General features: G+C 75.3%; 12 protein-coding genes and 1 tRNA gene. 5 read left to right on the forward strand and 8 right to left on the reverse strand.

Annotation, left to right across the window (positions count from 1 at the left end; genetic code table 11):
• The first annotated feature begins 74 nt into the window (after positions 1-74).
• From E9529_RS08775 to E9529_RS08790, 4 genes are all read left to right on the forward strand, one after another.
• Positions 75-851, forward strand: a complete 777-nt coding sequence (locus E9529_RS08775) for a 3'(2'),5'-bisphosphate nucleotidase CysQ (RefSeq protein ID WP_236830770.1) — start codon at positions 75-77, stop codon at positions 849-851.
• Entirely contained in the window at positions 848-1,759 is a 912-nt protein-coding gene (gene cysD / locus E9529_RS08780; protein WP_236830772.1) for a sulfate adenylyltransferase subunit CysD, read from the forward strand. Before E9529_RS08775 ends, cysD begins: the two co-directional genes overlap by 4 nt.
• Positions 1,759-3,000 carry a sulfate adenylyltransferase subunit 1 gene (locus tag E9529_RS08785; protein WP_236830774.1) on the forward strand — a complete coding sequence of 414 codons (1,242 nt, stop codon included), beginning with the start codon at positions 1,759-1,761 and terminating at the stop codon, positions 2,998-3,000. Before cysD ends, E9529_RS08785 begins: the two co-directional genes overlap by 1 nt.
• Positions 3,001-3,105: 105 nt before the next feature.
• Positions 3,106-3,354 carry a hypothetical protein gene (locus tag E9529_RS08790; RefSeq protein ID WP_236830776.1) on the forward strand — a complete coding sequence of 83 codons (249 nt, stop codon included), beginning with the start codon at positions 3,106-3,108 and terminating at the stop codon, positions 3,352-3,354.
• Between the two features lie 3 nt (positions 3,355-3,357).
• Here the strand turns inward: E9529_RS08790 and cysC are convergent, their stop codons facing one another.
• From cysC to E9529_RS08810, 4 genes are all read right to left on the reverse strand, one after another.
• Positions 3,358-4,395, reverse strand: coding sequence for an adenylyl-sulfate kinase (gene cysC, locus E9529_RS22670; RefSeq protein WP_236830778.1), 1,038 nt, complete (start codon positions 4,393-4,395; stop codon positions 3,358-3,360).
• A 61-nt stretch (positions 4,396-4,456) separates the two neighbouring features.
• The gene (locus E9529_RS08800) at positions 4,457-5,437 is read right to left on the reverse strand and encodes a ribose-phosphate diphosphokinase (protein WP_236830779.1); all 981 of its coding nucleotides are present in this window, start codon (positions 5,435-5,437) and stop codon (positions 4,457-4,459) included.
• A gap of 13 nt (positions 5,438-5,450) precedes the next feature.
• Positions 5,451-6,959, reverse strand: a complete 1,509-nt coding sequence (gene glmU / locus E9529_RS08805; protein WP_236830780.1) for a bifunctional UDP-N-acetylglucosamine diphosphorylase/glucosamine-1-phosphate N-acetyltransferase GlmU — start codon at positions 6,957-6,959, stop codon at positions 5,451-5,453.
• Positions 6,960-6,990: 31 nt separating this feature from the next.
• Positions 6,991-7,063, reverse strand: a tRNA-Gln gene (locus E9529_RS08810).
• Positions 7,064-7,299: 236 nt separating this feature from the next.
• On the opposite strand from E9529_RS08810, the gene E9529_RS08815 reads away from it, so the two are divergent.
• Positions 7,300-8,265 (forward strand): acyl-CoA desaturase, encoded by a 966-nt coding sequence (locus E9529_RS08815; RefSeq protein ID WP_236830781.1) that lies wholly within the window; start codon positions 7,300-7,302, stop codon positions 8,263-8,265.
• Between the two features lie 28 nt (positions 8,266-8,293).
• Here the strand turns inward: E9529_RS08815 and E9529_RS08820 are convergent, their stop codons facing one another.
• The 4 genes from E9529_RS08820 to E9529_RS08835 all read right to left on the reverse strand — a co-directional run bounded on the left by E9529_RS08820 (position 8,294) and on the right by E9529_RS08835 (position 12,337).
• A complete protein-coding gene (locus E9529_RS08820) occupies positions 8,294-9,220 on the reverse strand; it encodes a 4-(cytidine 5'-diphospho)-2-C-methyl-D-erythritol kinase (RefSeq protein ID WP_236830782.1) in 927 nt (308 codons plus the stop codon).
• Positions 9,217-10,131, reverse strand: coding sequence for a 16S rRNA (adenine(1518)-N(6)/adenine(1519)-N(6))-dimethyltransferase RsmA (gene rsmA, locus E9529_RS08825; protein WP_236830783.1), 915 nt, complete (start codon positions 10,129-10,131; stop codon positions 9,217-9,219). Before rsmA ends, E9529_RS08820 begins: the two co-directional genes overlap by 4 nt.
• The gene (locus E9529_RS08830) at positions 10,088-11,179 is read right to left on the reverse strand and encodes a resuscitation-promoting factor (protein WP_236830784.1); all 1,092 of its coding nucleotides are present in this window, start codon (positions 11,177-11,179) and stop codon (positions 10,088-10,090) included. The genes rsmA and E9529_RS08830 overlap by 44 nt, the downstream gene beginning before the upstream one ends.
• 318 nt (positions 11,180-11,497) lie before the next feature.
• Positions 11,498-12,337 carry a hypothetical protein gene (locus E9529_RS08835; protein WP_236830785.1) on the reverse strand — a complete coding sequence of 280 codons (840 nt, stop codon included), beginning with the start codon at positions 12,335-12,337 and terminating at the stop codon, positions 11,498-11,500.
• Positions 12,338-12,457 lie beyond the last annotated feature (120 nt).

Raw genomic sequence — 12,457 nt, forward strand, 5'->3', positions numbered from 1 at the left:
GGAGGGATGAGGGCGGGTGCTGCAGCGACGGCTGATCGCCCACCATCGGCTCACCGCCGGTGAATGGAAGAGGAATGCACTCAGGAACTGACCACGCCCTCGCGCACGCCCTGGCCACGTCGGCCGGCGAGGTGCTGCTCCGCGTCCGGAGCGGCTCCTACCCGGGCACCGACGCGCTCAAGGACGCCGGCGACGCCGCGGCGCACGCGCACCTGGTCACCCGCCTGCGGGCGGCGCGCCCGGGCGACGCGGTGCTCTCCGAGGAGGGCGCGGACGACGCCGCCCGGCTGGGCGCCGACCGGGTCTGGATCGTCGACCCGCTGGACGGCACCCGCGAGTTCGCCGAGGCCGGCCGCACGGACTGGGCGGTGCACGTCGCGCTGTGGGAGCGCGGCGAGCTGGTCGCCGGCGCCGTGGCGCTGCCGGCCGAGGGCGTCACGCTGGGCACCGCCACGCCCGCGGCGCTGCCCGCACGGGCCGAGGGACCGGTGCGGCTGGCGGTCAGCCGCAGCCGCCCACCGGCGCTCGTGCAGGAGCTGGCCGCCGCGCTGGGGGCCGAGCTCGTGCCGATGGGATCGGCCGGCGTCAAGGCGATGGCGGTGGTGCGCGGCCAGGCCGACGCCTACGTGCACGGCGGGGGCCAGTACGAGTGGGACTCCGCCGCACCGGTCGCCGTCGCCCGCGCCGCCGGCGCGCACACGAGCCGGGTCGACGGCTCGCCGCTGGCCTACAACCAGGCCGACCCGTACCTGCCGGACCTGGTGGTCTGCCGGCCGGAGCTGACCGGGCGGCTGCTCGGCGCCCTGGCGGACCTGGGCCCGGCCCGCACCGATGGGGGGAACCGCGCATGACCACGCGCTACGAGCTGGGGCACCTCGACGCGCTCGAGGCCGAGGCGGTGCACGTCTTCCGGGAGGTCGCCGCCGAGTTCGAGCGTCCCGTGCTGCTCTTCTCCGGCGGCAAGGACTCCATCGTCATGCTGCACCTGGCGGAGAAGGCGTTCTGGCCGGCCCGCATCCCGTTCCCGGTGATGCACGTCGACACCGGCCACAACTTCCCCGAGGTCATCGACTACCGGGACCGCCGGGTCGCCGAGGCGGGTGTGCAGCTCGTCGTCGCGTCGGTGCAGGACTCCATCGACCGGGGTCGGGTGCGCGAGCAGAAGGGCCCCCGGGCCAGCCGCAACCCGCTGCAGACGGTCACCCTGCTCGACGCGATCGAGGAGCACGGCTTCGACGCGGCCTTCGGCGGCGCCCGCCGCGACGAGGAGAAGGCCCGCGCCAAGGAGCGGGTGTTCTCCTTCCGCGACGAGTTCGGGCAGTGGGACCCCAAGAACCAGCGCCCGGAGCTGTGGTCGCTCTACAACGGCCGGCACCACCGCGGCGAGCACATCCGGGTCTTCCCGCTGTCGAACTGGACCGAGCTCGACATCTGGCAGTACATCGGCCGCGAGGGCATCGAGCTCCCGTCGATCTACTTCGCCCACCGCCGGGAGCTGTTCCTCCGCGACGGGATGCTGCTCTGGCCGAACGAGCACGTCCGGCCGGCCGAGGGCGAGGACGTCTTCGAGGCGACGGTGCGCTACCGCACCGTCGGGGACGTCACCTGCACCGGCGCCGTGGAGTCCGCGGCGCGCACCGTCGACGACATCGTCGAGGAGGTCGCCGCCACGCGGGTCACCGAGCGGGGCGCGACCCGCGCCGACGACCGGGCCAGCGAGGCCGCGATGGAAGACCGCAAGCGTGAGGGGTACTTCTGATGGAGATGCTGCGGGTCGCCACCGCCGGTTCGGTGGACGACGGGAAGTCGACGCTGATCGGCCGGCTGCTGTACGACACCAAGTCGATCTTCAGCGACCAGCTCGAGGCCGTGGAGCGCACCAGCGCGGCGCGCGGTGACGAGTACACCAACCTGGCGCTGCTCACCGACGGCCTGCGCGCCGAGCGGGAGCAGGGCATCACCATCGACGTCGCCTACCGGTACTTCGCGACGCCGAAGCGGAAGTTCATCGTCGCCGACACCCCCGGGCACATCCAGTACACCAGGAACATGGTCACCGGGGCCTCGACGGCGAACGCCGCGCTGATCCTGGTGGACGCCCGCAAGGGCCTGCTCGAGCAGAGCCGCCGCCACGCCTTCCTCGCCTCGCTGCTGCGCGTCCCGCACCTGGTGCTGTGCGTCAACAAGATGGACCTGGTCGGCTACGACCAGGCCGTCTTCGACGCCATCGCCGAGGAGTTCCGGCAGTTCGCCGCGAAGCTCGACGTCGCGGACCTGACCGTCATCCCGGTGTCCGCGCTGGCCGGCGACAACATCGTCACCCGGTCGGCGAACATGCCCTGGTACGAGGGCACCTCGCTGCTGCACCACCTGGAGGAGCTGCACATCGCCTCCGACCGGAACCTGATCGACGCGCGGTTCCCGGTGCAGTACGTCGTCCGCCCGTTCTCCGAGTCCCACCCGGACTACCGCGGTTACGCGGGCCAGGTGGCCGGTGGCGTGCTCAAGCCCGGGGACGACGTCGTCGTGCTGCCCTCGGGCCTGCCGTCCCGGATCGCCGCCATCGAGACCAAGGACGGCCCGGTCGCCGAGGCCTTCCCCCCGATGTCGGTGACCGTGCGGCTGGAGGACGAGATCGACATCTCCCGCGGGGACATGATCTGCCGGCCCAACAACCAGCCGGCCGTCTCGCAGGACGTCGAGGCGATGGTCTGCTGGCTGCACGAGGAGCCGATGCGCCCGGGCGGCAAGTACGCGATCAAGCACACGACGCGGTCGGCGCGCGCGATGGTCAAGGACCTGCGCTACCGGCTCGACGTGAACTCGCTGCACCGCGACGAGGACGCGGCCACGCTCGCCCTCAACGAGATCGGCCGGCTGCGGCTGCGGGTCACCGCCCCGCTGTTCACCGACCCCTACCGGGTCAACCGGACCACGGGCAGCTTCATCCTGGTGGACGAGAGCAGCAACGCGACGGTCGGCGCCGGGATGGTGCTGTAGCCCCTTCCTGGGTCGTGCCCGGGCGGGCGGACGTGTTCCCCGGTCGTCAGCCGGACGACGGGGGGCGTTCACCCGCCCGGCACCCCGGCCGGTCACCATCGGACCGTGCAGGACGACGCTGCGTCGAGACGCCCCCGTGGCAGGCTCCCGCTCCCCGGCGACCGGGCGCACCGGCTGGCCCCGAGGTACGAGCTCTGGCTGGTGGGCGGGGACACCGGCGAGGAACCCGTCCTCGTGTGGACCCGCCACCGGTTCCGGGCGCTGGCCGAGCTCTCCCTCCGCGAGGAGCGCAAGCACCTGCGGCTGCGCCCGGCCCGGCTCGTCGTCCACGACCGGCGCTCCCCCGCCGGCTGAGCGCTACGGCCTGGGAGCACGCTCCAGCGCCTCGAGCACCAGCCGGGCGCACGCCTCGACGTCCTTGCCGGTGGTGTCGACGGTGACCTCCGCGTCGGTGGGCGCCTCGTAGGGGTCGCTGATCCCGGTGAACGCCGGGATCTCCCCGCGGCGCGCCTTCGCGTACAGGCCCTTGCGGTCGCGCGCCTCGCACTCGGCGAGCGGCGTGGCGACGTGCACCAGGACGAAGCTGCCCCGCCCCGCCTGCCCCTCGACCTCCCGCCGGACGTCGGCGCGCACCGCCGCGTACGGGGCGATCGGCGCGCAGACGGCGGTCCCGCCGTGCTTGGCGATCTGCGCGGCCACCCAGCCGATCCGCCGCACGTTGGTGTCCCGGTCCTGCTGCGAGAAGCCGAGCCCGGCCGACAGGTGGTGGCGCACCTCGTCCCCGTCGAGCAGCGTGACCGCCGAGCCGGCCTCGAGCAGCAGCTCGACCACGCGCCCGGCGATCGTCGACTTCCCCGCGCCCGACAGCCCGGTGAAGAACAGCACCGTGCCGCCGGTGCGGGCGGGCTCGGGGTCGACCCGCTCCCCGAGCAGGGTCCCGCCGTACCGGTCGGCCAGCTCGCCCCAGGGCAGCTCCGGGTGGGCGGCGGTGACCGGCACCAGCACCAGCTCGACCTCGCGGCCGGTGGCGCGCACACCCGCCCAGGCCGCGGCGCCGCTGGAGACCGCGGCGGAGTCCGCCGGGGCACCGGCCACGGGCAGCAGCGCCAGGACGCGGTCCGGCAGCTCCGCGGGGTCGGCCGGCGGGCGGCCGACCCAGGCGGCGGCCGCCGTCCAGCCGAGGTCGGCCAGCCGCCGGGCCACCGTCGCGGGCGAGCGCCAGCGCGGGATCTCGGCCACCGCCAGCCCGTCGCCCTCGCGGACGGCCACCGGCACGCCCTGGGCGTCCTCGAACGCCTCACCGGGCGGCAGCTCGGGCACCGCGGCGCCCAGGCCGAAGTGGTAGCGGGCCACGGCGGCCACCTGGGCGTCGGTCAGTCGGGCGCGAGCGGGCACGCCGCCATCCTCCCAGGGGACCGGCCGCGGACCGCGCGGCCGCTCACCCCGCGGGGTGAGCTCAGCTGGCCCCGTCGAACAGGCTGGTGACCGAGCCGTCCTCGAAGACCTCCTTGATCGCCCGGGCGAGCAGCGGGGCGATGGACAGGACGGTGAGCTTGTCGAAGTGGCGGGCCGGCTCGATCGGCAGCGTGTTGGTCACGATGACCTCGCTGATCTTGCTGTTGGACAGCCGCTCGACGGCCGGCCCGGACAGCACGCCGTGCGTGGCGGTGACGATGACATCCGCGGCGCCGGCGTCGAACAGCGTCTCGGCGGCCTTCACGATCGTGCCGCCGGTGTCGATCATGTCGTCGACCAGGATGCAGACCCGGCCCTCGACCTCGCCGACGACGCGGTTGGCGACGACCTCGTTGGCCACCAGCGGGTCGCGGGTCTTGTGGATGAAGGCCAGCGGGACGCCGCCGAGCTTGTCGCTCCACCGCTCCGACACCCGGACGCGGCCGGAGTCGGGCGAGACGACGGTGATGTCCCGGTCGCCCCAGCGCTCGCAGACGTGGTTGACCAGGAGGTCGAGGGCGAAGAGGTGGTCCACCGGGCCGTCGAAGAAGCCCTGGATCTGCGCGGTGTGCAGGTCGACGGTCATCAGCCGGTCGGCGCCCGCCGTCTTGAACATGTCGGCGACCAGGCGGGCGGAGATCGGCTCCCGGCCGCGGTGCTTCTTGTCCTGCCGGGCGTAGGGGAAGAACGGCGCGACGACGGTGATCCGCTTGGCCGAGGCGCGCTTGAGCGCGTCGACCATGATCAGCTGCTCCATGAGCCAGGTGTTGATCGGCGCGGTGTGGCTCTGCACCACGAAGGCGTCGCACCCGCGCACGGACTCCTCGAACCGCACGAACAGCTCGCCGTTGGCGAACTCGTACGCGGCGGTGGGGGTGGGCGTCACGCCGAGGTGACCGGCGATCTCGTCGGCCAGCGCGGGGTAGGCCCGGCCGGAGAAGAGCATCATGCTCTTGTTCGTCGTCTGCCGGATCGCACTCATCGGCTCGGTGTCCCTAGCTGTCGTGGGCCGCACGGGAGGGCTCGGACGGGCCCGCCCCGGGTGCCTGGGTCCGGCCCTCGGCCGCTGCCGCGGCCTCCGCAGCGGGCGTTCCGGACCGTCGGCGACGCACCCAGCCTGCCACATTCCGCTGAGGTGCCCGCGCGACGGCCATGGCGCCGGGGGGCACGTCGGAGGTGATCACCGACCCCGCGGCGGTGTAGGCACCGTCCCCCACCGTGACCGGTGCCACGAACATGTTGTCGGCGCCGGTGCGCGCGTGCTCCCCGATCGTGGTGCGGTGCTTGGCCACGCCGTCGTAGTTCACGAAGACCGTGGCCGCCCCGATGTTGGTGCCGCGGCCGATGGTCGCGTCGCCCACGTAGGACAGGTGCGGGATCTTCGCCCCCTCCCCGACCTGCGCGTTCTTGGTCTCCACGAAGGTGCCGACCTTGGCCCCGGTGGCGAGGTCGGTGCCCGGGCGCAGGTAGGCGAACGGGCCGACGGAGACCCGCGCGCCGATCCGCGCCCCCACCGCGTGCGCCCGCACCACGGTGGCCCCCTCCCCCACCTCGGTGTCCTCGAGCGTGGTGTCCGGGCCCACGTGGGCAGCGTCACCCACCGAGGTCACCCCGCGGAGGTGGGTGCCGGGCTCCAGGACGGCGTCCCGCCCCACCGCCGCGGTGACGTCGACCCACGTCGTCTGCGGGTCGACGACGGTGACGCCGCTGCGCATCAGCGCGTCGAGCACGCGGTCGTTGAGGGTGCGGCGGCGCGCGGCGAGCTCCACGCGGTCGTTGCAGCCGAGCACGTCGTCGGGGTCCTCGGCGCGGACGGCGGCCGTCGGGGCCCCACCGTCGACCAGCGGCGCGAGCGCGTCGGTGAGGTACTGCTCGCCCTGCGCGTTCGACGTCCCGAGCCCGGCCAGGACCCGGCGCAGGGTGCCGGCGTCCGCGACGTAGACGCCGGCGTTGACCTCGCGGAGGGCGCGCTGCTCGTTGGTGGCGTCCCGCTCCTCGACGATGGCCCGCGGGGCGCCGCGGTCGTCGCGGACGATCCGCCCCAGGCCGGTGGGGTCCTCGACCTCGGCGGTGAGGACGGTGAAGACGCTGCCGGCGGCGTCGTGCGCGGCGACGAGCCCGGTGAGCGTCCGGCTGGTCAGCAGCGGGGAGTCCCCGTTCACCACGAGGACGGAGCCCTCCAGGTCGGGGACGGCGGTCAGCGCGACGCCCGCCGCGTGCCCCGAGCCGAGCTGCTCCTCCTGCACGACCGCGAGCGCGTCGGGCGCGATCTCCGCGAGGTGCGCCGCCACCTGCTCCCGGCCGGAGCCGACGACGACGACCGTCCGGTCCGCCGCGAGCGGCGCGGCCGCGGCCAGGACGTGGCCGAGCATGCTGCGGCCCCCCAGCGGGTGCAGCACCTTGGGCGTGGACGAGCGCATCCGCGTGCCCTGCCCGGCGGCCAGGACCACGACGGCGGCCACCGTCGGCGTGGCGGGGGCGTTGACCGGCTGCACGTGGGTCACGGAACTCCTCAGGAGGCGACGGCTGGTTGCGCTGGGGGACTCGGACTCGAACCGAGACTTCCCGGCTCCAAAGGCCGGCGGGCTGCCGATTACCCCATCCCCCATCCCCGGGCCGCTGCCGGCCCGGGAGGCGCCGGGTGGAGCGGCGCCCCCCGCGAGCCTAGGGCCCCGCCGGTCCGCGGGGCACGCGCACGGCCACCCCCGGGCACCCGGTCCGGTCGCCGCCCCGGGGGCGGTGGCGTACGTTACGGCCACGCAGCCGGGCAGAGCGCGCACCGGCACACTCCCCCCACCGGTCGCCCTCGGAGGCCCCTTGTCCGCTCCTGCCCGCACCCGGCCCATGGCCCCTCCGCGCCCCGCGGACCCGCACGCCGGGCTCCCGGCCAACGCGATCGGCCGGCGGAAGAGCGTCCTGGAGATCGTCACCCTCTACGTCTTCGTGGTGGTTCCCTTCCTCGCCCTGGCCGCGGTCGTCCCGGCCGTCTGGGGCTGGGGGCTCTCCTGGCTCGACGTCGGGCTGGCGGTGGGCTTCTACTTCGCCACCCTGCTGGGCGTGACCGTGGGCTACCACCGGTACTTCACGCACGGTTCGTTCAAGGCCAAGCGGCCGCTGCGGCTGGCGCTGGCCGTCGCCGGGTCCATGGCGATCCAGGGCCCCGTGGTGCAGTGGGTGGCCGACCACCGGCGGCACCACGCCTTCTCCGACCGCGAGGGCGACCCGCACTCGCCGTGGCGGTACGGCACCGGCGCCGGCGCCCTGCTCAAGGGCATGTTCCACGCCCACCTGGGCTGGCTGTTCGAGCGGCGCAAGACCAACGCCGAGCGCTACGCGCCCGACCTGCTCAAGGACCCCGCGCTGGTGATGACCGGCCGGCTGTTCGTGGTGTGGGCGGCGGTCAGCGTCTTCCTGCCCGCGCTCATCGGCGGGGTGGTGACCGGCAGCTGGGCCGGGGCCTGGTCGGCCTTCTTCTGGGCGGGCCTGGTGCGCATCGCCCTGCTGCACCACGTCACCTGGTCGATCAACTCGGTCTGCCACGTGGTCGGCGACCGCCCGTTCGTCTCCCCGGGCCGCGACCGGGCGACCAACTTCTGGCCGCTGGCGATCCTCAGCGCCGGCGAGTCCTGGCACAACCTGCACCACGCCGACCCGACGTGCGCCCGCCACGGCGTGCTGCGCGGGCAGATCGACATCAGCGCCCGGGTGATCTGGGTGTTCGAGAAGCTGGGCTGGGCCTGGGGCGTGAAGTGGCCCGACCCGGTGCGGCTGGCCGCCAAGCGCCGGGAGCCCGCGACCGCCGTCGCCTGATCCCCGCGCCCGGTGGGGCCCGGCAGCGTCAGCCGACGAGCCGGGCCCCCGGGACGGGGCCGGTGACCGCCCGCACGGTGCGGAAGACCCCGACGCCGGACAGCTCCGCCGCGAGCCGGACGGCGTCCCGCTCGTCGGCCGCCAGCGCGGCCACGGTGGGGCCCGAGCCGCTGAGCAGCGCGGCGACGGCACCGGCGTCCTCGGCCGCCCGCAGCGCGCGGCGGAGGTCGGGCCGCAGCGCCAGGGCAGCCGGCTGCAGGTCGTTGGCCAGGGCGGCCGCGAACCCCGCCGTCGACCCCCCGCGCAGCGCGGCCAGCAGCGGCTCGGCCGGGCTCGGCCCGGTCACGTCCGGCACCCGGCCGTCGGCCCGCATGCGGTCCAGCTCGCCGTAGACGGCAGGGGTGGAGAGCCCCTCGCCGGCGATGCCGAGGACCCAGTGCCACTGCCCGGTCGCCAGCACCGGGGAGACCTGCTCCCCCCGGCCGGTGCCCAGGGCCACCCCGCCGACGAGGCCGAACGGGACGTCGCTGCCGAGCTCGGCGGCCAGCCGCAGCAGGTCCTCGTGCGCGGCGCGGGTGCCCCACAGCGCGTCCAGCGCGACCAGCGTCGCCGCGGCGTCGGCGCTGCCCCCGGCCAGCCCGCCGGCCACCGGGATCCGCTTCACCACGTCCAGGTCCGCATCGGCGGGGACGCCCGCGTGCCGGGCCAGCAGCTCCGCCGCCCGCCAGACGAGGTTGGTGCGGTCGGCGGGCACCTGCCCCGCACCGGCGCCGCCCTCGCCGGTCATGCGCAGCGACAGGCCCTCGCCCGGCCGCGCGGTGACGGTGTCGTGCAGCGAGACGGCGAGGTAGACGGTGTGCAGCGCGTGGTACCCGTCCTCCCGCAGCGGCCCGACGCCCAGGTGCACGTTGATCTTCGCGGGGGCCTGGACCACCACCGCGTCGCGGTCGTTCACGGCTGCACCTCCTCGGTGGCCGCCAGCCGGGCGAAGTCGGTGACCGAGAGCTGCTCGCCACGGGCGGTCGGGTCGATGCCGGCGGCACGGAGGCGCTGCTCGGCGGCGCCCGGGCTGCCCGCCCAGCGCGCCAGCGCCGCCCGGAGACCCTTGCGGCGCATCCCGAAGGCGGCGTCGACGGCGGCGAACGTCGCCACCCGGTCCCCCGCGGGCGGCGGCCGGCGGACGAGGGCGACGAGGCCGGAGTCGACGTTCGGCTCGGGCCAGAAGACCCGGCGGCCGACGTTGCCGGCCCGGCGCACCTCGCCGTACCAGGCGGCCTTCACCGAGGGCACTCCGTAGGCGGGGGTGCCGGGTGCCGCGGCCAGCCGCTCGGCCACCTCGGCCTGGACGAGCACCAGCGCCCGGTCCAGCGTGGGCAGGAGCTCGAGCAGGTGCAGCAGCACCGGGACGGCGACGTTGTAGGGCAGGTTGGCCACCAGCGCGGTGGGCGGCGGCCCCGGCAGCTCCCGGACCCGCAGGGCGTCGTCGCGGACGACGGCCAGCCGGTCGGCCAGGTCCGGCCGCCGCGAGGCGACCGTCTCCGGCAGCAGGTCGGCCAGCCGCGGGTCGATCTCGACCGCGGTCACCCGCGCGGCGGCCGGCAGCAGCCCGAGGGTGAGCGACCCCAGCCCGGGGCCGACCTCGAGCACGACGTCGTCCGGTCGCACCTCGGCGGTGCGGACGATCCGCCGGATGGTGTTCGCGTCGTGCAGGAAGTTCTGCCCGAGCGTCTTGGTGGGCCGCAGGTCGAGCCGCTGGGCCAGCTCGCGGATGGCGGCCGGGCCCAGCAGCCCGTCGGCCTGCTCGGGTTCGGTGCTCAGCGGATCAGTTGAACAGGCGCGGGCCGCAGTGCGGCCACTGACCGGCACCGGAGCGCTGGTACAGCAGCTGCGCGCGGTAGGTCTGCTCGTCGGCCGAGGCGGCCGCGGGGTCACCGGCACCGCCCACGGAGTTCCAGGTCGCCTGCGAGAACTGGTACATGCCGCGGTACTTGCCGGTGCCGCTGACCGCGGTCGGGCGGCCGCCGGACTCGCACGCCGCCAGCGCGGCCCAGTTCAGCCCGTCGGCGGACGGCCGGTTGACCGGGCGGGCCTTGGTGCCCACAGCGACCTGCTCGTCGACCGGCTCGCGGGTGACCGAGGTCGACAGCGTCTCGCGGCCGGTCTCGGCGCCGTCGACGACGGTCACGCGGTAGGTGGTCACCTGCTCGCCGTCGACCCCCGGCACGGTCACCGTCTCGTCGCCCTGGAACGCCTCCGGGTCCTGCGTCTCCACCCGGCCGTGCGCCACCGGCGTGGTCTCGGTGACCTCGGAGACCTGCACCCGGAACACCTGCAGGCGCATCCGGTTCAGCAGCGCCTGCTCCAGGCGCAGGCTGGTGCGGTCGGTGCCGCTGAGCGCGATGCCCTGCTCGGCGAGCAGGTCGCCGGCGGTGGCGGCGGTCGTGGTGACCACCCGCTCCTGGCCGTCGGCGACGAGCACGACCTCCTTGGGCGTGGTGATGCTCAGCCGCATGCCCTCCAGCGGCACGCGCTCGCTGCGGCTGGCCGACACGACCAGGTCCTCCGCGCGGAAGCCCAGCTGCTCCAGCGCCTCCTCGACCGACAGCGCCGTCACCTGCACCTGGCGGGAGACGCCGTCGACGGTGAGCTCCAGCGGCCGCGCCCGGGTGAGGACGACGGCGTCGCCGTCGGCCACCGCCTGGTCCGGGCCCGGCAGCACGACGTCGTGGGCCGCGAGGGTGAGCCCCTCCTCCTCGAGCACCTCCGCCACCGTGCCGGCGTAGGTGCCGACGTCCCGGGTCTGCCCGTCCACGGTCAGCGCGACGGACTTCTGGGCGAGGAAGAAGGCCAGCGTCCCGCCCACCAGTCCGAGCAGGACGAGGGCGAAGAGGCTGAGCTGCAGGGAGCGGCGCACGACACTTCCAGGGGTCACAGAACCCGGGCAGGAGAGCGGCGGGACCGCCGGAGCGGCCCGGTCGCATCGGCGGCGCGGGCGGCTGCGGCCGGGTTCCCCCGGCGCGGCGTCACCCGGGTCGTCGCTCCACCCCGGCTGTCGGTCACGACACGATAACGAACACTCTGCGCTTGGCTACGGCGCACACGAGTGAAGCAGAGGCCGACGGCTGCGCTGTGTCGACTCGCCGACACGTCGAGTCATGGCCACGCCGACACGGTCACCCGGGCGGGTGCCGGGCCACGTGCGCCCGGCGTGACCAACCGCACGGCGGAGGGCTCAGCCGGCCAGCGCAGGTGTGCTGGCCGGGACCGGCCGCAGCCAGCGCAGCAGGAACGCGGCCACCGCGACCCCCGCGGCCAGCGCCGAGAACCCCCCGGCCACGAAGGCGACGGGCAGCACGTCGAACCCCTCGCCGACGCGCTCCCCGAGGTCGAGGCCCACCCGCAGCAGCAGCGTGCCCAGCGGGAGGAGGGCGCTCACGCTCGCCGCCGCGACGACGAGGTGAGCCGTCCACGTCCGCAGCGCCTCGTCGACCGGCACGTCGGCGCCCTCGGCGGGCAGCGGGCGGACCAGGGCGCGCAGCAGCGCCGCCTCGGCGAGCAGCCACGCCGCCAGCGGCACGCCGACCAGGGCCCAGGCCACCGGGCCGCCCAGGTCGCCCGAGGACCACGACCACCCGGCCAGCCCGAGCTCCGCGGCGACCACCGCGCGCATCGGCCACACCAGCCAGCCCGAGATCTGCTCCCCCTGGCGCGGGCGGCGCGGCGGCGCGCTCAGCTGCCACCGCGGCCGCGGCCGGGTGACCTCGGCGAGCAGCACACCCGCCAGCGAGCCGAGCACGAGCAGCGGCACCCAGAGGAAGACCGACGCCTCGGCGAGGACCACGACGCTCGCCACCACCCCGGCGATGCCCAGCAGCAGGCCGAGCCGCCGCCAGCGGCGGCCGTGCTGCGCCTGGCGCTGCAGCGTCGCCGTCCCCTCGGGCGTGGGGGTGGCCAGCTCCACCGCCGCCCCGGCGACCGCCCGCCGTCCGGCCGCCAGCCCCCACGCACGGGCCAGCAGCACGCCCGGCACGAGGAGAGCCACGAAGAGCACGACGGCGATGAGACGACCCACGGAAACATTGTCCTCCTCCGGAGGACACCGCGGCCATGAGCCGTTCCCCTGTTGCCACGAGCGCGTCCATCGCACCTGCGCGGGACCCTCCGGGCCCCACTCGGCGCGATCGTGCTGCAC

Source organism: Blastococcus sp. KM273128 (assembly GCF_021698975.1).
Taxonomy (GTDB): domain Bacteria; phylum Actinomycetota; class Actinomycetes; order Mycobacteriales; family Geodermatophilaceae; genus Blastococcus.

What these genes read in the sequence shown, in the direction of transcription:
- E9529_RS08775 (WP_236830770.1), top strand. Translation starts at nt 75, where the DNA reads ATGCACTCAGGAACTGACCACGCCCTCGCGCACGCCCTGGCCACGTCG.
- cysD (WP_236830772.1), top strand. Translation starts at nt 848, where the DNA reads ATGACCACGCGCTACGAGCTGGGGCACCTCGACGCGCTCGAGGCCGAG.
- E9529_RS08800 (WP_236830779.1), bottom strand. Translation starts at nt 5,437, where the DNA reads ATGAGTGCGATCCGGCAGACGACGAACAAGAGCATGATGCTCTTCTCC.
- E9529_RS08815 (WP_236830781.1), top strand. Translation starts at nt 7,300, where the DNA reads ATGGCCCCTCCGCGCCCCGCGGACCCGCACGCCGGGCTCCCGGCCAAC.
- E9529_RS08785 (WP_236830774.1), top strand. Translation starts at nt 1,759, where the DNA reads ATGGAGATGCTGCGGGTCGCCACCGCCGGTTCGGTGGACGACGGGAAG.